Consider the following 21,419-nt stretch of genomic DNA (forward strand, 5'->3'; position numbering starts at 1 on the left):
TTTTAAAAACATAGACCAAACAAAGTACAAATTCCCTTACTGATTTGAGTTAGAGTAAGATGATAGGTCCCGAAACATCAAGTCATGAAAAACTGATAAGGAATAATATTATGCAGCAACAAGTCATCATTGTCGGTGGAGGTATGGTTGGACTCAGCCTTGCTTTAATGTTGGCAAAAGCTAATATCGCCGTGAAGCTATTAGAAGCTGTGAAATATCCAAATTATGATGACGAAAATGTTGCACCTTACCATTCCAGTTTTGATGCGCGTAACACCGCATTGTCACGCCGTAGTGTACAGATTTACCAAAAATTAGGCTTATGGGAAGCTTTACAACAACATGCAACACCAATTCTACAAGTGCATATCACCGAGCAAGGCAGCTTTGGAAAGGCACGTTTAGTTGCAGAACAAGAAAAAGTCGAAAGCTTTGGGCAAGTAATTGAAAATGCTTGGTTGGGGCGTGTTTTACTTACTCAGGTTCGCCAACAATCGCTGATTGAGTTGATTGATGGTGTTCAAGTCACTTCATTGACACAAGATGATGATGCTGTACACATTGAAGCCATGCGTAATGGTGAATATATTCACTCCCTAAAGTCTAAATTGGTCATTGCTGCCGATGGTCGTGATTCATTCTGTCGCCAAGCGATTGGTGTCGGTGTAGATGAACATGATTATGACCAAGTCGCCATCGTGACCACGGTTCAAACTTCTAAGCCACATCAACAAGTCGGTTTTGAGCGCTTTAGTGCGTTGGGGCCGTTAGCACTGTTGCCGTTACCCGGTGAATACCGCCGTTCAGTGGTGTGGCCTGTGAAAAAAGGCACTGAAGCCGAGTGGTTAGGTGAAGAAAATGATCAACATTTCCTTGATGCTTTACAGGAAACCTATGGTGATCGTGCAGGAAAGTTTGAAAAAACAGGCAAACGTTTTAGCTATCCATTGTCGCAAGTGTTAGCAGATAAGCAGGCGGTTGGACGTGTGGTACTGATGGGTAATGCTGCACATACCATTCACCCAGTTGCGGGGCAAGGCTTCAATTTATGCTTACGTGATGCAGATGTATTGGTGCGTTATTTGATGGAGCAATTGGCGAAATCAGATGATATTGGCAACCCAGATAATTTACTCGCTTATGAACAAGCACGTTTAACTGATCAACAACGTGTGATTAAGTTCTGTGATTCTGTGGTACGTGGTTTTAGTAATCAGAATCCAATTCTAAAATTATTACGAAATACTGGGTTGATTGCATTTGATGTGATCCCTGGAATTAAGCCTTTGGTTGCCAACTATGCGATGGGACTAAAAGCATGAGTGAAATGTTAGACGTTGTGATCGTTGGTGGTGGCTTGGTCGGTGGTCTAACGGCATTACTGCTTGCTCAGGGTGGCGTTCAAGCGACAGTATTGGATGCTGCACCTGTGTTAGATCAAGAGAAAACTTTAGCTGTGATGAATCCGCGTGTATTGGCACTGAGTCAGGCGACCATTCATTTATTGAAAACAGTTGATGTCTGGAATGATTTAGCCCGCCAAATGCCCTATTCAGGTATGCAAGTCTGGAACAAAAATGGTTATGGTGAAATCAATTTTGGTCATGTCTCTGAACAGCAACCTCAATCAGATCAGGCTCTAGGTTCAATGGTCGAGCCAAGTGTCTTGAATGTAGCGATTCAGCAAAAAATGCTGCAACAACTTAAAGACTATCGCACCCAAGTCAAAGTCATTCGTATTGAGCAAATTCCACAAGGTTGGTCGATTCAACTTGCTGATGGCACAATTCTTAAAACCAAGTTATTGATCGGTGCGGATGGCGCAAACTCATTTGTACGTGAGCAGGCTTATATTGATCTAGATGTGTTGAACTATAAACAAGCTGCGATCAGTTGTGCGATTAAAACGGCGCAACCCAATCAATATGTCGCTCGTCAAATTTTCCTTCCTACAGGCCCATTGGCGTATTTACCAATGGCGAGTCTAGATGCACAGGAAAATGGTTATTGGCAGTCGATTGTCTGGACTTTACCTGATGATTATGCTGATGAGTATTCAGCACTAACTGATTACGATTTTATGCGATTGCTTACTCAGGAAAGCTTACAAATGTTAGGTGAAGTTGTCGATGTTCGCTCTAGAGCGCAGTTCCCACTCAAAGCACGTGCGGCGCAACGCTATATTAAATCAGGTTTAGCATTGATTGGTGATGCTGCACATGTGATTCATCCTTTAGCTGGACAGGGTGTGAATATAGGTTGTCTCGATGCTGCTGTGTTATGTGATGTATTACTGCACGATTTAAAACGAGGTGTATGGGCTAACGAGCAAACTTTGTTGCGTTATGAGCATCAGCGTAAGGGGCAAAATGATGCGATGATGCACAGCATGTCGGCGATTGGTTGGTTGGAAAGCTCGGAATTATTTCCATTTGTATGGGCAAGAAATTTTGGTTTAAAACAGGTTGAACAGTTCGATTGGTTTAAGGATCGTTTTATGCAACAGGCGAATGGCTTAGGTGCATTGAAGCAGACACGTTACGCTTGCTAAAAAATAGTAGATATTTTTTAAACAATCATTTATAAATCAGAGTGAATTTGGTCGTAAAAAATACGATTTAACAAACATTATGCTTTGCGAAATGAGAAGAGCTTGCTAAATTTCACCAAGTTCTGATGACCAAATAGCGATGATGAGAATTTAGTCATTGTGGGGAGAGTAATATGACGGAAATGAATGATTACGACGAAAATACAGAAGATTCTGCTGTAGACGATGAAGAGGCGAAAGCAGCCGAAAGTGGTGCAGATAATGAAGAGTCTAGTGCGAATGACGCTGATCTTGCTGAAGCTGAGACATTAACCGTGACTGCAAAGCAAAAACAACGTCAAGCTTTAGAAGATGAAGTGGCTGCATTTCTTGCGCGCGGTGGACGCATTACCGAAGTGCCACCAGATGAACATCAAGATTAAGTCGAATGTCGAATAAAGACATCAAAAAAGCATCACGATTGTGGTGCTTTTTTTTGCTGATGTGATTCATGTTCACATTCATGTGGTTGATGTAATTCTTTGAGAATGCCACATTGCTCAATCGTTCTGTGTTGAGAACATTGCTGTTTAAGATGAGTTAGGTCTTGCTGTAGATGTTGAAGATTTTTAATTTTTTGAGCAACGTCTTTGAGATATTGATCAATAAGATGATCGACTTCAATACAGGTTTGACTCGGGTTTTTCGCTAAATCTTTGAGCTTTTGAATATCCTGTAAAGTAATGCCCAATTCACGACAATGCTTTAGAAACAATAGCTCTGACAGCATTTGTTCCGAATAATATCGATAATTTCCTTCTGTTCGCTTTGCCTTTTCTAATAATCCAATTTTTTCATAATATCGAATGGTATCAACAGAAACGCCTGATTTTTTAGCGAGTTGCCCAATTGTAAAATTAATCATACTTGACTCTGGAGTTACTCAAGGGTTTTTAATGACTATAAAAGATAATGTGAGAAAAGTCATGGCGGGATGTGGATGCAATACAACGACTGCACCAACACAAAAGATTAGTCCAAAATTTAGAAAGGCATTGTGGATTGCTTTGGTTCTTAATGCAGCAATGTTCTTTGTGGAAATGATCGGGGGATCTCATGCACGGTCAGTATCCTTATGGGCAGATGCTCTTGATTTTGCTGGGGATGCGGCCAACTATGCTATTTCCTTGGCTGTCTTGTCGATGACGCTGTATTGGAGAGCAACAGCAGCTTTGTTAAAAGGAATTACCATGACCGCATTTGGTGTGTTTGTGATTGCAAAAGTGATCTGGTCATGGTGGTTAGGTTTAACACCTGAACCGATGTTGATGGGAGCTATTGGAGTTCTTGCATTGATTGTAAATGTCAGCGTGGCATTGTTGCTTTATGCTTTCCGTGATGGTGATTCAAACATGCGTTCGGTGTGGCTATGCAGTCGTAATGATGCGATTGCGAATATTGCAGTCATTATTGCTGCCGTTGGAGTGTTTGGTACTGGAACAATGTTCCCTGATTTATTGGTTGCTTTTATTATTGCTTATTTGGGTGTTTCTTCTGGTTTGAGCGTGATTAAACAGGCGAGGGCTGAAAGAAAAATTGATCAAAGTAAGCTTATGTCAAAAGCTTAGCAACGTTGAAAAAATTACTGGGGTCTCCGTGTGATATGATTCAGGTAGTATTCAATATCAATTTCTCTATAACCTAGTAACTGACCGATTCTACGTTCAATAGTGGGTTGAAAACCTTTTTGTCGTAAAGAATGCTCTAGTATCGATAGCAATTCATTAAGATGAGATTTTGGAGCATTCTTATAAATTAAACAAAGCGTTATAGTTTGATTAACATGCTGTACAGGAAAAGTCTTAGTAATTTTTTTAAATTGCCTGAAGTTAAATGGGATAAGAACTCATCTGGACTTCCTCATAAAAAAGGGCAATAGGCTTTTCACACGAAAGTAGTAACTCAAGTTCTCTACCTTCGTGAGTGCCTAAGGTTGACGGAAGCTCTATTGCGATTTTAAGTCTGTTATGGTGTTTTAATTATCGTTTTGCGTTAATTCCAAAGCACGCTGATATGCCACTTTCTTTTTAATACCAGTCAAATCAGCAGCCAATTGCGACGCGGCTTTTACTGATAAATCTTGTAATAAGCGCTTTAACAATTCATCCAGCTTATCTTGCTCCAAGTCTTTTTCAGCAGATGCACCACCAACCACAACTACAATTTCACCTTTTTCTTGATTGTGATCATTTTCAATAAAAGTTACTAACTCTTTTAGTGTCATTTTTTTGATGGTTTCAAAGGTCTTTGTGATTTCACGAGCAAAACCAACAGGACGGTTTTCACCAAAAACTCGAACCATATCTTGAATACAAGCCAAGATACGATGCGGTGCTTCGTAGAAAATCAACGTTTGAGTTTCATCTTTTAATTTTTCAAGTTGGCCAATACGTTGAGATGCTTTAGATGGTAAAAAGCCTTCAAAGCTAAAACGATCACTTGGTAAACCTACTGCACTTAAAGCAGCAATTGCTGCACATGCACCCGGTACAGGAATAACTCGAATCCCATGTTGTTGTGCTGCGCGAACTAACTTAAAACCGGGGTCGCTGATTAGCGGTGTACCTGCATCACTAATTAATGCAACATTTTCACCATTTAGCATTTTTTGGAGAAGTTGATCAATTTTGTTACTTTCGTTGTGATCATGACACGCTGTTAACGGAGTTGAGATATTATAGTGCTTAAATAATTGAGCAGACTGACGAGTGTCTTCTGCGGCAACTACCGAAACCGACTTTAAAATATCAATTGCACGAAAGGTCATGTCATCTAAGTGCCCAATCGGGGTTGCTACAACAAATAATTGAGCACTCATATAAGGTAACTCCATAATGTACTTGAAAAAATATTGGTTGCTACTGTGTTTGGCAGCATCTATCAGTCCAGCTTATGCGGACGTCTTGGTGATTCTACCCGAATCTGGTGCAATGGCGCGAGCTGGTGACAGCATCAAACGTGGTTTCTTGAGCGCTTATACAGCATCTGGTAGCAAAGAAAAGCTGATTTTTGTTGATTCCACAACTAATAGTATGGATAGCATTATCAAGAAAAAAACAAACAATAAGACAAAATTAATTGTTGGACCATTGGCTAGACCGCATATTGAACAAATGATGGAATTGAGTCCTAAAGTTCCTGTTTTGGCGCTCAATGATGTTAACAAAGAAGCTAATCATATTTGGCAATTTAGTTTAGCCAAACAGGATGATGCGGCTACGCTCAATCGATTGCTGAAGAAAGATAAAATTAAGAAATTATATGTTTTACGTCAGTCTGGTTTAGAGTCTGCAACTGAACTTTTTATGATGGCATTGATGACAGAGTTCGGTGATGGTATTGAGTTTATCAATGAACAATCTAAAAAATTATCTAGAAAAGAAGGTTTGCTGCTATTAGGCAATCACAATTGGATAGAACAGTTAGGGCAATTACCCGAGCGAAATATTTACGCGACCCCGATTAGCATTGAACAAGGACGGTCAATCCCGTTAGGTCTGAGTTTTTGCGATACACCAGCTTTGTACAATGGGCAATGGGCCGATTTGATCGAAGCATATAAAGAGCAACCAGAAAATATGGCATTTCAGCGCCTCCTGGCATTTGGAGGAGATGCGTGGACGATTACGGAGCAATTCCTTAATCATTCAGATGATGAGCATTTTTCATTTTCAGGTCGCACGGGACTAATTGAAATCAACGATGGTAAAATACGCCGTCAGCCAGCATGTTATCAACAGCAGAAAAATGGTATTCAGACTCTCAAACTAAGTTAAAACCTCATGCAGAAAAAGAAAAACGAGCTAGGGCAATGGGCGGAACAATGCGCCCTGACTTTTTTACAAACACATCAATGTGAATATATAAGCCGAAATTATCATTCCCGATATGGTGAAATTGACTTAATTGTAAAACGAAAAAATGAGCTGATCTTTGTTGAGGTAAAGGCAAGGTCAGCAGGAAGTTATGCAGCGGCATGCGAGGTGATAACGTCTTCTCAGAGACGTAAAATCATAAAAACAGCACAACTCTTTTTACAAGAAAACCCTGATTATTATGATTTTGATTGTCGTTTTGATGTGATTTGTTTTGATTTTCCACAGAAAATTGCAAAAACAGTACAACCAGACTTTTCAAAATTGAAGTATGATCAGCAATGGATTGAACATGCGTTTACTTTAGATGAAGTCAATATCTGAACTTTTTTAAGATAAATGCCCAAGATTGAACAAGTTTGTAGATAGGGAGTCTTGCCAAGTGTTGAAACGTTTAACGATTACGTTACTTTGCGCTGCAAGTTTATCGGGATGTGCGAGTTTTATTTCAGGTGGTACAGGGACTTCTCCTGTGGGAACCAACAGCGGAGAGCGTAGTCTAGGGCAGGTTTTTATTGACTCTTCGATTAAGCGTACTGCAAACATTAATTTGTATAAATTAGATCATCGTTTTAAACAATCTCGAATCAATATCGAAAGTTTTCATAGCAATGTGTTGCTGACAGGTCAGGTGCCTGATCCGTACTTAAAACAGTTGGCTGAAGATAATGTTCGTGCGATGAGTGATGTCAAAGCAGTCCATAACTACATTACAGTTGGCGACAAAGTTGGCTATAACACGATTATGCAAGATGCAACAGTGACTGCGAATACACGTGGTTTGTTGATGAAAGCACCCGTTGTTTCTGATAGTAAAGTGCTTGTTCATACTGAAAATGGCGTGCTTTATGTGATGGGTCGTCTAAATACTGCTGAAATAAGAGATTTAGATGATGTCTTACAAAAAGTTGGTAATGTGAGTAAAATTGTTACACTGATTGATAACATTGATCAGTCTTCTGGAACTATGGCGAGTTCGACAGCTGCAACACCTATGGTGGGAACTGCATCGACACAACCTTTAGTTGAGACTCCAGTTGCGATTGATCCTGATCAGGCTGAACCTGCGACTATTACTCCGACCACACCTTAATTTATGAAGCAACTTATTCAACAAGTACAAGAAAATGTTATACGGGCGAAAAATTTCTATCAGGAATTTCGCCTGTATGATTTAGCAAGTTATTCAATCAATTATCTGACACCCAAAGATACTTATGAAAAGGAAGAGCATCTTGCATATGGATTAAAAGCAAGAAATCGTCTTGATCTTTATCGTACTAAGAACCCGAAGAAGCAAAGACCACTGATTATTTTTGTACATGGTGGTTCATGGCAACATGGCAATAAAAGAGACTATTTGTTTATTGGGGAGTCATTCGCTCGCGAAGGCTTTGATGTTGCCGTCATTAATTATCAACTTGCACCAGAAAATATTTTTCCTGCATTCATTGATGATTTATCCCAAGCGATACATTATTTAAATCAAAATCAGAAAAAGCTTAATATTTCGACTGAGAATATTATCTTGATGGGGCACTCGGCAGGTGCTTTTAATGTCATGTCGGTTGTGTATTCAGCACAATCTCAGCCATTTAAATATACAGATAATATTAAGGCAATCGTTGGCTTAGCTGGGCCTTATCACTTTGATTATAAAGATGATCCACTGTCTGAACATGCATTTGATCAACACATTCCTTATCAGCAAGTGATGCCATATTATTTTGTAAATCCGAATAAGATCAAGCATTATTTATTAATGGCTGAAAATGATCAGTTGGTGGGGAATCACAATAGTTTTGATCTTGATAAAGCATTAAGAGAAAAGGGCAACCATAGTCATATTATGGTGATTCCAAAAACAGGACATATTACCATTGTTGCAACCCTAGCGAGTTTTGTAAGTCACTACTTTAAAACGAAGCGCACTATTGTGCATTTTTTAGAAGAAGCATTAGAAGATTAAATTAAAAAAAGCATCTTATTTAAGATGCTTTTTTATTTTCTACCATTTGCGTAATCATGGCATGTGCGATACTGCCTTTGAATGGAATTTCTGGTAGTTGATCAAATTTAAAGAATTGTGCATCGCTAATTTCTTCAAGTTGCAATTCAATATCTCCAGATTCATATTCAGCATGAAAGGCGATCATTAAATTGCTTGGAAAAGGCCAAGGTTGGCTTGATAGATAGCGAACATTTTTGAGTTTTAATCCAACCTCTTCGAAAGCCTCGCGTTGTACAGCTTCTTCTAAAGTTTCACCTACTTCTACAAATCCAGCAATTAAGCCGTACATATTGCTTTTGTTGTGTGCAGACTTGGCCAGCAAGATTTCATCATCGCCTTTGGTAATGATCGTAATAATACAAGGCTGTACACGCGGATATTGATGATATGCACAAGCAGGGCAGATCATGGCATATTCACGCGGGTGGATTTCAGTAGCATGACCACAATGGCTACAGAATTTATGATTGCGACGCCATTCAAGCAATTGAATTGCTCGGCTCGCTTGTAAAAATTCTGTATTTGACCATGTTTGAATCAGTTCGCGGATGGGTACGAGTTGATACCCATCAGGAATGATTTCATCTTCTAGCAAATCACGAGCAATCACTTGATCGCTATGATGTATAGGAAGGTCACTTGCTATTTTTTCGACTTGTGGTAGTTGAAATTTTTCGTCTACTAACAGTTTTTGATGTTGAAAAATATAAGCAAGTGATAGTTGAGTCATTATGCCGCTACGCTTTGTAATTGTTGACTGTTTGATAATGCCACATCAAACATAGATTGCAATACTGGTTGCTTGTTCTTCAAGTTATCAACGAGTAAATCTAAGCCAGCAACAACATTTAGCATACAATTGATTTGTTCAGCATCGAATCCTTCATTTTGTGAAAGACGGTATTGAGCAAAATGTGCAGCACCTAATAATGCAGTCTGTTGGGCAGAACTACCTAAGAATAACGCAGCACCAGCCAATTGATTAAAATATTCTGGCAGTGCTTCTAAGCTATGCGCTGCTGGATCTTGAACGTATAAACTGAGAGTTTGGGTTAATGTTTCAATCAGCGTCTTCGTTTCAGTTAATAGTGCTTTATGTGCTTCATCTAGTCGATCTAGAGAAATCTGCATATTATTTACACGTAGCTGTAAACGGCTAGAGGTGTAATTGCGCTCTAAAATACCAATAGAGTTCATTGAAGCCAGAATACTATTCATCAATTGTTGAACAGAGGTTGCATCAGTAAGCGTATTTGGCTGACTTAACTTTTCTGCTTGTTGAGTGAGTTCATTCGCCGCTTCATTCAGGTTGAGTACTTTGAATACGTTTGAAAGCTGTTTGAGCTTTTCTTGTAATTCCTGTGTTTTCTCAGCTGACATGTTTTGGTGATTGTATTCAATTTCATTACGAATTTGAGCCATTTCATTGGTCATTAGCTGGCTAATTGTATGAATAGTTTCGTAATCAGGACCATATAGATGGCGACTCAAAACTTGTAGTTGCGTATCGCTCAATAGTTCATCACCGATATTCAATTGTTCACGAATATGTTGTGATAAATCATCTTCTTGACTAATACAAATACTTAGAATGTCTGCAAGATCAACAAGGTTACTTTGGAATGCCGTAGGCTGAGCCAAGAATTGCCCAATATTAGTTTCAATTTTAATTAAAGTGCGCAGACGTGCTTCAGTAATTAATAAATCTTCAATATGACCTAGACCAACGCTGACAAGTTGCCAATATTGTTGGCTAGGTAAATCAGCCGCCAGACCTGCCATGTACACTGCAACTAGTTTAATACCTTGTAAATCTAAAGGTGATTCAGCTTGTTTGATCAACTTGTTCAAACATAGTTTATAGAGTTGGTGAATGTATTGTGATTGCTCAAGGCTTGGAGCTTGAGGCAGATTGAAGTTCGGGGTGATGCAGTCCAGTAGTGGTTGGATGCTTTGACCTTCTTGCGTAATTGGTTTGCCCAAAGCTTTTTCTAAGCGGTTCAGCGTATCGAGTAAGAATTGTGGAACTTTAACTTCACGAAGACAAATAAACTCAATGTACCGCTTTAACATTGTTGTGCCTTCACTTAAAGCAACAACATCACCAGTATTGATTTGCTCTGGTTGAGCCATGATTTTTCTCATGAGCTCAGCTGAGTATTGGGTAATTTGCGAGAGATGTGGCATATCAATCAATGCAAGAACTTGTGTACATTGCTCGAATTGATTGAGTGCATCATCAATACCAAAAGGGAGGGCTTGTTCTTCGGCAAGCGTATTAACTGCTGTCTCTACTAATTTAATCGAGTTGTCGATCTCATTTTTTATTATTAGTAATGCCGTGGGGTCGAAGTGAATCGAGGTTTGGTAAGACATGTGACCTACACCTTTCCTGAGTTGTTATATCCATGAGCCTCCTAATTAGAGGAGGCTTAAATCTTTAATAGTTAATATAACGTAAGTTTTAAAACTTGAGATACAAAAAAACACATGGATTGGGAAATTTATTTTGCAAAAAAGCAAGGCTTTCCATGTTTTTCTTCGAATTGTTTGACCCACGTCTCATGTTGGTTGATTTCATCATCATTCGGATAAATCACTGGTAAATCGACTTCGATTCTTTGGCGTGAGGTTTTGTTTTGACCTTCCTCTGATTCAGACAGTGCGTCCATATCAAAAGAAACCTGCCCACCTGTCATTGCAAGGTAAACATCTGCCAAAATTTCAGCATCGAGTAACGCACCGTGAAAAGTACGATCTCGTGCAGGAATTTCATAACGACGCACCAGCGCATCTAATGAGTTTTTCTGTCCGGGGTGTTTGTTTTTTGCAAGGGCTAGGGTATCAGTAACGTCACATACATCTGAAAGTAAAGGCAGACCTACACGTTTAAACTCCATGTCTAAGAAGTTCATATCGAAGGTTGCATTGTGTGCAATGATTTCAGCGCCTTTTAAATATGCGAAAAGTGTATCTGCGATTTCAGCATATTTGGGTTTATCAACTAGAAACTCATCCGTAATACCGTGGACATCGACAGAATCGCCAACAGGTTTTTCTGGGTTGATATAGATATGGATCGAGCTACCTGTTAGTTTGCGATTGATCATTTCAATCGCGCCAACTTCAATGATTCGATCACTATCTTGATAATAAAAACCTGTCGTTTCGGTATCTAGAATTAGTTGGCGAGGACCCTGCAGATTAAGTTTTGCTTCGGTTATCACTACATGAGGATGCGAGTTGCTCACTGGTATTGCATTTTCAGTAATTACGTCTGAGACATCATCACTGGATTCTTCAGCAATAATTTCCTCTGGCTCCTCCTCGATTTCTTCAGACTCAGTTCCTATATCCAGACCAAAAGGATCATTAAGTAACCAGTCTGATTCAGGCTTTTTTGTATCAGCGTTAGCCTGTGTTGTCATTTTCATTTGTTGAGCCGTTTGTTCAGCACCCTGATTTGCCAGTTGGTCAGCCATTTCATTGCCCGCATGACCAGCGTGACCTTTGATCCAATTCCATTCAATATTTCGATTGGCACAAACTGCATCTAGTTTTTGCCATAAGTCTGGGTTTTTAACATCTTTCCAGTTTTTCTTTTTCCAACCATGAATCCATTCAGTAATCCCTTGTTTCACATAGTTGGAGTCAGTCCAAATAATCAGATGAGCATCTGTTGGACAAAATGAAACACCCTCGATTGCCGCAGTGAGTTCCATACGATTGTTGGTTGTCTCAGCTTCACCACCACAAATTTTATGTTCACCTTGTTCGGTAATGATATACGCACCCCAACCACCTAATCCGGGATTGCCTTTACATGCGCCATCAACATAAAGTGTGATTGTTTGAGACATAAATGAACCTAAAAAATGAATTTGAACTGTGTTACAAGAATAAGGGCGATCGAATAAAAGCAAAGTTTTATTTGAGTGTACTCGTTTAGAAAGTGTAGCACTCCCTTATGACAACTTGTATTGTAAAGCTAAATTCGGTTTCTGAGCGTTACAAAACTCATATTTTTAAATTTCTTGTAACATTTCCATGCAAATCACGTTAAATTATTGCCTTGTCTAAGTGACATGCTTTACTACAATGGCAAATCGAAGAAATAAACTAGCGTGAGTTGACTGGAAGTTTTTATGTATAAATCGACCACATTGGTGTGGCAAGCATCGGCTACATCATTTTTTAAAATTACTGTACTTACTTCTGCTTTAGCTGCGCTAGGAATTACGACGGGCTGTTCATCGACGCCACAATCATCAAAGACCTCATCTTCAAAGCAAGTGGGTTCTGGATTCTTAGATGCAAACAGTTTAGATTCGCTTGAAGATTTACTCTCTGCAACAGATATGCGTGCTGTAGAGGGAGATCGTTTATTAGTTCTTAAACATGGTGATGTGTGGAAACGTATGACCGTTGGATTTAAGATGGACTTGAATCACTGGGACTCTCGTATCGAAGCACAACGTGGTTGGTTTATTTCTCGTCAACCTTATCTAGATCGTTTAAGCGCACGTGCCAGCCGTTATTTATATCACACTGTAAAAGAAGCTGAGCGCCGTGGTATGCCAACTGAATTGGCATTACTCCCTGTTATTGAAAGTTCTTACGACCCAGCGGCAACCAGTAGCGCCGCTGCGGCAGGTTTATGGCAGTTTATTCCAAGTACAGGCCGTATTTATGGCTTACAACAAACAAGCTTGTATGATGGTCGCCGTGATGTTGTAGAGTCAACTCGTGCCGCTTATGAATTCTTAGGTAGTCTATATAATCAATTTGGTTCGTGGGAGCTTGCACTTGCAGCATACAATGCAGGTCCGGGACGTATCCAACAAGCGATTAACCGAAACAAAGCAGCAGGTCTGCCAACAGATTATTGGTCACTTCGTTTACCGCAAGAAACTATGAACTATGTGCCTCGTTTCTTGGCTGTAGCGCAAATTATCAAAAATCCAAGTGCTTATGGGGTAGCCTTACCGCCAATTGCGAATAGACCACACTTTCGTGAAATTAATCTGTCTGCACCTTTATCGCTTAACCAAATTGCTTCTATAACAGGTTTGAGCCGTGCAGAGTTGTATGCATTGAACCCTGCTTATCGTGGTGAGATGGTTGATCCAACAAGCCCAATGCGTATCTTGATTCCAGCAGATTTAAGTCCATCAATTGACGCTAAGTTGCGTTCAGGAAAAGCTAGCTCTGGTAGTTTCTTAGCCAGCAACAATAACCCGCCAGCGATGAACAATAATGTCAGTACATCGACAACGATTCGAACAACGACAAGCTCTAGTTCAGGTCAAACAATTACGCCATCAACCAAGACTCCACCTAATTTAACAGCGAGTACATCTCGACCAACGACAACGACGTCAAATAGTCGAATCACGACACCAAAAGGTTCGGATGCCTTAGCTTCATTTGCAGCGGCGGCTAATGTACCAAGTGCACCGCGGATTCCTGTTGCGATTACTCCTGCGCCAAATGTACAACCTGTAAAGGTTGAACCACCGATTTCGAGTAAAGAGCGTGAGCAGATTATTGCAGCCGTAAAAGAAGAGGGTAAAAAGGAAACTGTTGCTCAAGTTTTAGAACCACAAGCAACTCAAGCTGAGAAAGACCAAGTTGTTGCTGAAATTAAAGCGATTGCGCCGAAAGGAACTGAAATTGTTGATCCATTTGATGGCAAAATTAAGTTAACAGCGATTCAAACAAGTCAATCTGTTGCTGATGAAAAAGGTCAAGAAGTTACTAAAGGCTTCGCTTATCCTAAGAATTTAGTAGAAGATACTACTACAGCAAACAGTGATGACGCTAAGCGAAATCAGGGTAAACCGTATATTAAAACGGATACCGATGTCGTTGTCGTTGCGCCGAAGGGTAAACGTTCAACGTATGTTGTTCTGCCAGGAGATACATTGGCGGTTATTGCACAAAAAAATGGTGTGAACTGGCGTGACATTGCAAAGTGGAACCAAATTGATCCAACAGGCACTTTATTTGTAGGAACAAGTTTATATCTCTACGATGCAAAACCACAGCCTGAGACTGCTAAAATTGCTGAAAAACCAGAAAGCTATGTGGTGCAGTCTGGAGACAGTTTGACGACGTTAGCATCCCGTTTTGATTTAAGCCTAAAACAGCTAGCAGACTACAATAACCTCTCTGTTACAGATGGCTTATTTGTAGGTCAAAAGCTTACTTTGAAAGAGCCTAAAGGTGGTTCACAACAATCTGTACGCAATACAGACAGTAAAGTGACGAATAAAGTTGCAACTAAAACGTATACGGTGAAGCGTGGTGAATACTTAAAACTGATTGCAGATCGATATGCATTATCTAATCAAGAGTTGGCTGATCTCACTCCTAATCTAAGTGCTACAAGCAGCCTATTAGTTGGACAAAAAATTAATGTGCCTGTAAATGAAGTGAATCAAAGTGATGATGTTTCAGACACGAAAACCTCAGTAAAATATGACAACGTTACGGCTTCTACCAGCTATAAAACAGAGAGCTATACGGTACAACGTGGTGATACATTAACAAGTATTGCGGCACAGTCAAAAATTACTTTAGATGAGTTAGCAGATTTAAATAATATCAAGGTGAACAGTGGTTTGCGCTTTGGACAAAGCTTGAAAATCCCTGCAACAGTTAAAACGCCTGAAACTTACGTCGTTCAATCAGGTGATAGCCTGATCGCGATTGCAAATAAATACGATCTACAGTTAAGTGATTTGGCTGATCTCAATAGTTTAGACCGAAATTCTGGGGTACGCATTGGACAGCGTTTGAAATTGACGGGTGATGCGCCAGCAAAAACAGCATCAAATAGCAAATCAAATCAGAAAGAGGAAAGTGCTCCAGATATTTATACCGTAAAGTCTGGTGATACCCTGAGCAATATTGCAAGCCGTTATTATTTACAACTTGATTATGTTGCTGCTTTAAATGGTTTATCTCGTAACAGTAGTATCCGTGTTGGGCAAAAGCTTAAGTTGTCAGGTGACGTACCAAGCAATGAGTCTGCCAAAGCTGATGATACGAGAAGTGTGTCGAAAACGGCTTCAAGCAAAAACACTGAGAAATACACAGTTAAGTCTGGTGAATCCCTAAATAGTATTGCCAATCGTTTAGGTATGTCTGGTCGTGAGTTAGCAGATCTAAATGGTGTACGTCCAAACACGGGCTTACAACTGGGTCAAAGTATTGTGATTCCAAAATTAGTAACTGAATACAAAGTTAAGCGTGGTGATACTTTGATTGGTTTGGCAAGTAAATTTGGTTTAGATACGAGTGCACTTGCTGAATTGAATGACTTTAAACCAAGTACTCAGTTACGAATTGGTGATGTGATTAAAGTACCAAACTTATAATTGATCTATGATTCGATCTATTCTTTATAAAAAGCTTAGTCTATTTTATGGACTAAGCTTTTTTACTCAGATTGTGTGTGCAGCTGTACAAACAACACCATATCTCGCCATGCATGTGCAGCCCAAGTATGCAAAGCTACAGGTCATGCCATATGCCAATCCACAAGCACCGAAAGGTGGGGTATTGAGTCAGTCGAGCCTTGGTACTTTTGATAACTTGAATAGTATGAATGGCAAAGGCAGCTCGACAGAAGGGGTAAATTATCTATTTGATACTTTGATGGATCGCTCTTTGGATGAGCCGAGGGTCATGTATCCATTACTCGCAGAAAAAGTGAGTTATGACCCTGATCATTTAAAGTATGTCATTTTTCATTTGAATCCCAAGGCACGCTTTAATAATGGTCAGCCACTGACAGCTGAAGACGTAAAATTTACCTTTGATACCTACCAAACCAAGGCAAATCTAGGTTTGCAAATGTATTTGTCTGATTTGGCGACAACACAAGTATTATCTAAACATCAAGTCAAATTTATTTTTAAGTCCGACAACAATGTTGAAATGCCATTGATTGTGGCGAGCTTGCCGATCTATTCAAAACAAGATTGGATCAACAGAGATTTTAGTCGCGTGACTTTGCAGCCAATTGTGGGTTCAGGGCCTTATGTGATTGATCGAATTGATGCAGGACGAAGTATTAGTTATAAACGCAGTCCGCATTATTGGGCAAAAGATTTGGCTGTAAATAAAGGTCGCTATAATTTTGATCGACTCAAATATGTGTATTATCGAAATTTAGATGTCAGCTTTGAGGGTTTTAAGTCTCGACAATTTACCTTATACGAAGAGAAAAATATCCGTAATTGGATGACCGCTTATCATTTTCCTGCGGTGCAATTTGGTTTAATTAAAAAGTATAAAGCCCATCTTCATACGCCTTTAGATATTCAAAGTTTAGTCTTTAATACTAGGCGTGCCCCCCTAAACGACATCCATTTACGTCAGGCATTAACTTATGCCTACGACTTTGAATGGCAGAACAAGGCACTATTTTTCAATCAAAATCGTCGCTTACAAAGCTATTTTGATAATACGGATTTAGCCGCAAAAGGTCGACCAAGTGCTGCTGAGTTGAGTGTGTTAAAGCCTTATATGGCTCAACTCAATCCAATCATGCGTCAAGGTGTAGTACAGGATTGGCATTATCCTGTGTCTGATGCTAGTGGTTTTAATCGTCGAAACTTATTGACTGCACAAAAGCTTTTAAAAGATGCGGGCTATCAAATTCGAAAGAATAGGTTATATGATCGCCAAGGCGAGCTGGTTCAGATCGAGTTGTTGATGCAGCAAGAAAATCAGCCAAGAGAGTTGATGCCATTTGTTCGTAATTTGAATCGACTTGGTATCCAAGTCAATCTAAGACAGGTAGATGTACCGCAATATATGGAGCGGATTCGTCGACATGATTTTGATATGATGGTGTTTAATATGCCTCAAACGCTTACGCCAGGTAAGGAGCAAGCACAGTTTTGGGGAAGCGTCGCGGCAGATGAAGCCAATAACTATAATTATTCAGGGATTAAAAATCCTGTGATTGATCGCATGATCGAGAAAATTGTTGCTGCAAAAAGTCGTGAAGAAGTGGTTTTATATACGCGTGTGCTCGATCGTTTATTACGTGCCGGTTACTACCAAATTTTGACTTATGGAAAGCCTGAGCGTTGGTTTGCTTATTGGAATATTTACCAGCAACCTGTGATTAAGCCAAAGTTATCCGTGGGTTGGGAATATTGGTGGGTTGACGCTGAGAAAGCCAAGAAGTTGCATCAGTCGGTTCAAAAACATTAATTAGAATGATTATGAACAGTGTTCTAAAATTTCGATCAAATAACGTAATAAGGGATTCTCTTTAATGATGAACTATATTCTGAAAAGAATGTTATTGATGATCCCAACATTATTTTTCATTTTGTTGATCAACTTTATGATTGTTCAGGTTGCACCGGGTGGACCTGTCGAGCAAGCCATTCAGCAAATCCAGAATGCACAAGGTTTAGGTACAGATGGGAATAATAGCGCACATTTAAGTGATTTAGCACAGTATCAAGGTGCACGTGGACTCAGTCCTGAAATGCTTGAGAAAATTAAAGTACAGTATGGATTTGATCGACCCGCACATGAACGTTTTTGGTTAATGCTTAAAGGTTATTTGAGTTTTGATTTTGGAACGAGCTTTTTTAAAGATAAACCTGTCACGCAACTGCTCTATGAAAAACTCCCTGTTACGCTGTCTTTAGGGCTATGGAGTACTTTTTTAATTTATTTGATTGCGATTCCACTTGGAATTAAAAAAGCCAGAAATAATGGTTTTTTATTTGATCAATCGACTTCGTTGTTACTTGCTGTGAGCTATGCCATTCCATCTTTTGTTTTTGCGATTTTACTGATTGTTTTCTTCGCAGGTGGGAGCTATTTACAGTGGTTTCCGTTACAAGGATTGGTTTCCGAAAATTTTGCTCAACTCAGTTTCTTTGCCAAAATTAAAGATTATTTATGGCATATGTGTTTGCCAATCTTAAGCATGGTTTTGGGAAGCTTTGCTGCGCGTGCTTATTTAATGAAGTATTCATTTGTTGAAGAATTAAAAAAGCCTTATGTATTAACTGCGCGATCAAAAGGGCTACATGAACATCAAGTATTGTATGGGCATGTTTTCCGAAATGCGATTTTAATTGTGGTTGCATCCTTGCCCGAGACTTTAGTGGGGCTTTTTTTTGTCGGTAATCTGTTTATTGAAATTATTTTTAATTTAGATGGGATTGGTTTACTTGGTTTTGAGGCAATTACTCAACGGGATTATCCAGTGGTTTTTGGAACGTTGTTTATCTTTACCTTGTTTGGACTCATTTTAAGATTAATTGGAGATTTACTCTATCAATTGATTGATCCACGGATTGATTTTGAGTCAAGAGGTGGAAAGTGATGTCACCATTGATGCGAGGACGACTGAAACGTTTTAAACAGAACAAACTTGGTTTTGGCTGTTTTATTGTATTTATTGTGATTTTTGTCCTGTCACTTGCCGCTGAGCTGATTGCAAATGACAAGCCATTACTGGTGCGCTATCAACAATCTTTTTATTTTCCATTTATTCAAGATTATCCTGAAACGACCTTTGGTGGTGAGTTTGAAACCACGACAGACTATCAAGATCCTGTGGTTAAACAGCTTATCCAAGCGCAGGGGTGGATGATTTCTCCTCCAGTTGCATTTGCTTATCAAACACCAAATTTATCCTTGGCAGTGCCTGTTCCATCACCGCCGACGGCACAAAATTGGTTGGGTACGGATGATCAAGGTCGTGATGTGTTTGCGCGTATTTTGTATGGTTTACGCATTTCTCTTTTATTTGGTTTGGCTTTAACGCTGTGTTCTGCGGTATTCGGAATCATTGTAGGGGCAATTCAAGGTTATTACGGTGGTTGGGTTGATTTGATCGGTCAACGTATTTTAGAAGTTTGGGGCGGTTTACCCATGCTTTTCATTGTGATGATTTTGGTCAGTTTCTTTAGTCCAAATGTGTATTGGTTATTTGTGATTATGCTGCTGTTTGGCTGGACTGAGTTGGTTGGATTGGTTCGTGCTGAGTTTTTACGCGCACGCCATTTGGATTATGTGCGTGCTGCACAAGCTGTAGGTTTACGTGATTATCAAATTATTTTTAAACATATCTTACCGAATGCTGTAAGTTCAAGTTTATCGCAAATTCCTTTTATGTTGACGGCTAATATTGTGGCTTTGACTGCATTGGATTTTTTGGGTTATGGCTTACCACCAGATGCAGCGTCATTGGGTGAATTATTATTACAAGGCAAAAATAATTTAGATGCGCCGTGGTTGGTGCTATCAGGATTTTTTAGCTTAGCACTGGTACTTTCTTTGTTAATTTATATCGGGGAGGCTGCACGTGATGCATTTGACCCAAGACAATAATCAGGCTGTATTGAAAGTAGAAAAACTCAGTATTTGTAATGAGTTAGGGCAGCCACTCGTGAGTGATCTTAGCTTTGATCTGTTTCCTGCAAAAACACTTGCGCTTGTTGGTGAAAGTGGTTCAGGTAAATCCGTAAGCATGTTGGCTTTGTTGGGGTTATTACCTCAAACATTGAGCATCAGTGGTTCAGTGCAACTTGAGGGCGCTGATTTATATCAATTGAATAGCATGCAATTACAGCAGATACGTGGCAAAAAAATTGCGATGATTTTTCAAGAGCCGATGACAGCACTGAATCCATTACATCAAGTTGAAAAAATTGTAGGTGAAAGCTTGATCTTAGCGGGTCAATCTAAAGCTGAAGCTCGACAAAAAGTACTGTGTTTATTGCAAGATGTTGGGATAGAAAATGCAGAACAAATTTTAAAACGTTATCCACATGAGCTGTCAGGTGGGCAACGCCAGCGTGTGATGATTGCGATGGCATTAGCATTAGCACCTGATATTTTAATTGCTGATGAGCCGACAACCGCTTTGGATGTGATGTTGCAAGCCCAAATTCTGGATCTGTTAAAGCAAATCCAACAGCAACGTCAAATGTGCATGATTTTGATTAGCCATGATCTAAATTTGGTGAAACGATATGCCGATCATGTTCTGGTCTTAAATCAAGGTCATACAGCAGAGCAGGGCACAGTTGAAGAAATTTTTACCCATCCTAAAACCGCGTATACCTGTCATTTACTGGATCATGATTTTGGTCAAGCTTTTAGTTTAGATGTGACTGAAATGTTATTGGCTTTAAACCATGTCTCAGTAAAATATCCAATCAAACGTGGCTTGTTTAATCAAATTAAAAGTTTTCAGCTCGCTGTGGATTCTATCAACTTAGACCTTATGCAAGGAAAAGCACTCGGAATCGTAGGGGAAAGTGGATCAGGAAAATCGTCTTTGGCTTTAGCGATTGCACGATTAATCAAAAGTGAAGGTGAAATCCATTTTGAGAAGATTCAACTCAATCAATTAAACCAAAATCAATTACGTTCTATCCGAACTGACTTACAAATTGTATTTCAGGATCCTATGAGTAGTTTGAACCCAAGGATGAATGTTGAGCAGCTTATTGCGGAAGGATTAAATTTGCGTGCGATTGAGAAATCGCAGATCGCGTTAGAAATTGAACAAGTTTTAGAAAAAGTAGAATTGTCTGTTGAGGATAAACATAAATATCCACATGAACTTTCTGGTGGGCAACGACAGCGCGTTGCATTGGCTCGAGCTTTGGTTTTACAGCCTAAACTCATTATTTTAGATGAGCCTACATCAGCACTAGATCGTTCGACGCAAAGGGCTATGATTCAACTGCTACGTCGGTTACAGCAACAAGAAAAAATGAGTTATGTGTTTATTAGTCATGACTTACAAGTCATAAAAGCGCTTTGTCAAAAAATAATGGTAATGCGGCAGGGCAAAGTATTGGAATATCAAGACACGGCATTGTTATTTTCATCTCCTCAAACTGAATATACGCGTCAGCTGATTTCTGCGAGCGAATATTAGCATTGT

Annotated in this window: 18 protein-coding genes; 13 read left to right on the forward strand and 5 right to left on the reverse strand. The window is 39.5% G+C overall.

Annotated elements, in window-relative coordinates; translation table 11 throughout:
- The first annotated feature begins 110 nt into the window (after window positions 1–110).
- The 3 genes from ubiH to ACF8D3_RS02360 all read left to right on the forward strand — a co-directional run bounded on the left by ubiH (window position 111) and on the right by ACF8D3_RS02360 (window position 2,973).
- Entirely contained in the window at window positions 111–1,322 is a 1,212-nt protein-coding gene (gene ubiH / locus ACF8D3_RS02350) for a 2-octaprenyl-6-methoxyphenyl hydroxylase (RefSeq protein WP_392469911.1), read from the forward strand.
- Entirely contained in the window at window positions 1,319–2,551 is a 1,233-nt protein-coding gene (locus ACF8D3_RS02355) for an FAD-dependent monooxygenase (protein WP_392469913.1), read from the forward strand. The genes ubiH and ACF8D3_RS02355 overlap by 4 nt, the downstream gene beginning before the upstream one ends.
- 173 nt (window positions 2,552–2,724) lie before the next feature.
- Entirely contained in the window at window positions 2,725–2,973 is a 249-nt protein-coding gene (locus ACF8D3_RS02360; RefSeq protein ID WP_004880831.1) for a hypothetical protein, read from the forward strand.
- A 32-nt stretch (window positions 2,974–3,005) separates the two neighbouring features.
- On the opposite strand, the gene ACF8D3_RS02365 is transcribed toward ACF8D3_RS02360, so the two are convergent.
- Window positions 3,006–3,455, reverse strand: coding sequence for a MerR family transcriptional regulator (locus tag ACF8D3_RS02365; protein WP_061518863.1), 450 nt, complete (start codon window positions 3,453–3,455; stop codon window positions 3,006–3,008).
- Window positions 3,456–3,516: 61 nt separating this feature from the next.
- Between ACF8D3_RS02365 and ACF8D3_RS02370 the strand changes: the two genes are divergently transcribed.
- Complete coding sequence (locus ACF8D3_RS02370; RefSeq protein WP_023012433.1) at window positions 3,517–4,158, forward strand: cation transporter; 642 nt, start codon at window positions 3,517–3,519, stop codon at window positions 4,156–4,158.
- A gap of 407 nt (window positions 4,159–4,565) precedes the next feature.
- On the opposite strand, the gene rsmI is transcribed toward ACF8D3_RS02370, so the two are convergent.
- Window positions 4,566–5,408, reverse strand: a complete 843-nt coding sequence (gene rsmI, locus ACF8D3_RS02375) for a 16S rRNA (cytidine(1402)-2'-O)-methyltransferase (protein WP_392469914.1) — start codon at window positions 5,406–5,408, stop codon at window positions 4,566–4,568.
- A 16-nt stretch (window positions 5,409–5,424) separates the two neighbouring features.
- On the opposite strand from rsmI, the gene ACF8D3_RS02380 reads away from it, so the two are divergent.
- From ACF8D3_RS02380 to ACF8D3_RS02395, 4 genes are read left to right on the forward strand one after another with little or no spacing between them, the layout of a single operon-like run.
- Entirely contained in the window at window positions 5,425–6,366 is a 942-nt protein-coding gene (locus ACF8D3_RS02380; protein ID WP_392469916.1) for a penicillin-binding protein activator, read from the forward strand.
- 6 nt (window positions 6,367–6,372) lie between these two features.
- Complete coding sequence (locus ACF8D3_RS02385; protein ID WP_392469918.1) at window positions 6,373–6,789, forward strand: YraN family protein; 417 nt, start codon at window positions 6,373–6,375, stop codon at window positions 6,787–6,789.
- 58 nt (window positions 6,790–6,847) lie between these two features.
- Entirely contained in the window at window positions 6,848–7,558 is a 711-nt protein-coding gene (locus tag ACF8D3_RS02390) for a BON domain-containing protein (RefSeq protein ID WP_004880814.1), read from the forward strand.
- Window positions 7,559–7,561: 3 nt separating this feature from the next.
- Window positions 7,562–8,434: an alpha/beta hydrolase gene (locus tag ACF8D3_RS02395; protein WP_392469920.1), complete on the forward strand. Its 873-nt coding sequence runs from the start codon at window positions 7,562–7,564 to the stop codon at window positions 8,432–8,434.
- Between the two features lie 19 nt (window positions 8,435–8,453).
- On the opposite strand, the gene nudC is transcribed toward ACF8D3_RS02395, so the two are convergent.
- The 3 genes from nudC to dnaQ all read right to left on the reverse strand — a co-directional run bounded on the left by nudC (window position 8,454) and on the right by dnaQ (window position 12,336).
- On the reverse strand, window positions 8,454–9,206 hold the full coding sequence (nudC, locus tag ACF8D3_RS02400) for an NAD(+) diphosphatase (protein WP_061397690.1): 753 nt from the start codon (window positions 9,204–9,206) through the stop codon (window positions 8,454–8,456).
- Window positions 9,206–10,852, reverse strand: a complete 1,647-nt coding sequence (locus tag ACF8D3_RS02405; protein ID WP_004880808.1) for a hypothetical protein — start codon at window positions 10,850–10,852, stop codon at window positions 9,206–9,208. The genes nudC and ACF8D3_RS02405 overlap by 1 nt, the downstream gene beginning before the upstream one ends.
- A gap of 128 nt (window positions 10,853–10,980) precedes the next feature.
- Window positions 10,981–12,336 (reverse strand): DNA polymerase III subunit epsilon, encoded by a 1,356-nt coding sequence (dnaQ, locus tag ACF8D3_RS02410; protein ID WP_392469922.1) that lies wholly within the window; start codon window positions 12,334–12,336, stop codon window positions 10,981–10,983.
- A gap of 285 nt (window positions 12,337–12,621) precedes the next feature.
- On the opposite strand from dnaQ, the gene ACF8D3_RS02415 reads away from it, so the two are divergent.
- The 5 genes from ACF8D3_RS02415 to ACF8D3_RS02435 all read left to right on the forward strand — a co-directional run bounded on the left by ACF8D3_RS02415 (window position 12,622) and on the right by ACF8D3_RS02435 (window position 21,413).
- A complete protein-coding gene (locus ACF8D3_RS02415; RefSeq protein WP_392469923.1) occupies window positions 12,622–15,858 on the forward strand; it encodes a LysM peptidoglycan-binding domain-containing protein in 3,237 nt (1,078 codons plus the stop codon).
- 7 nt (window positions 15,859–15,865) lie between these two features.
- Window positions 15,866–17,707: an extracellular solute-binding protein gene (locus ACF8D3_RS02420; RefSeq protein ID WP_392469924.1), complete on the forward strand. Its 1,842-nt coding sequence runs from the start codon at window positions 15,866–15,868 to the stop codon at window positions 17,705–17,707.
- A 64-nt stretch (window positions 17,708–17,771) separates the two neighbouring features.
- Window positions 17,772–18,842, forward strand: a complete 1,071-nt coding sequence (gene yejB / locus ACF8D3_RS02425) for a microcin C ABC transporter permease YejB (RefSeq protein ID WP_392469926.1) — start codon at window positions 17,772–17,774, stop codon at window positions 18,840–18,842.
- Window positions 18,842–19,852, forward strand: coding sequence for an ABC transporter permease (locus ACF8D3_RS02430; RefSeq protein WP_392469927.1), 1,011 nt, complete (start codon window positions 18,842–18,844; stop codon window positions 19,850–19,852). Before yejB ends, ACF8D3_RS02430 begins: the two co-directional genes overlap by 1 nt.
- Window positions 19,830–21,413: a dipeptide ABC transporter ATP-binding protein gene (locus tag ACF8D3_RS02435; RefSeq protein ID WP_392470133.1), complete on the forward strand. Its 1,584-nt coding sequence runs from the start codon at window positions 19,830–19,832 to the stop codon at window positions 21,411–21,413. Before ACF8D3_RS02430 ends, ACF8D3_RS02435 begins: the two co-directional genes overlap by 23 nt.
- Window positions 21,414–21,419: the final 6 nt, after the last annotated feature.

Origin of the sequence: Acinetobacter sp. YQ_14, from assembly GCF_043102985.1 — a bacterium.
GTDB lineage: Bacteria > Pseudomonadota > Gammaproteobacteria > Pseudomonadales > Moraxellaceae > Acinetobacter > Acinetobacter venetianus.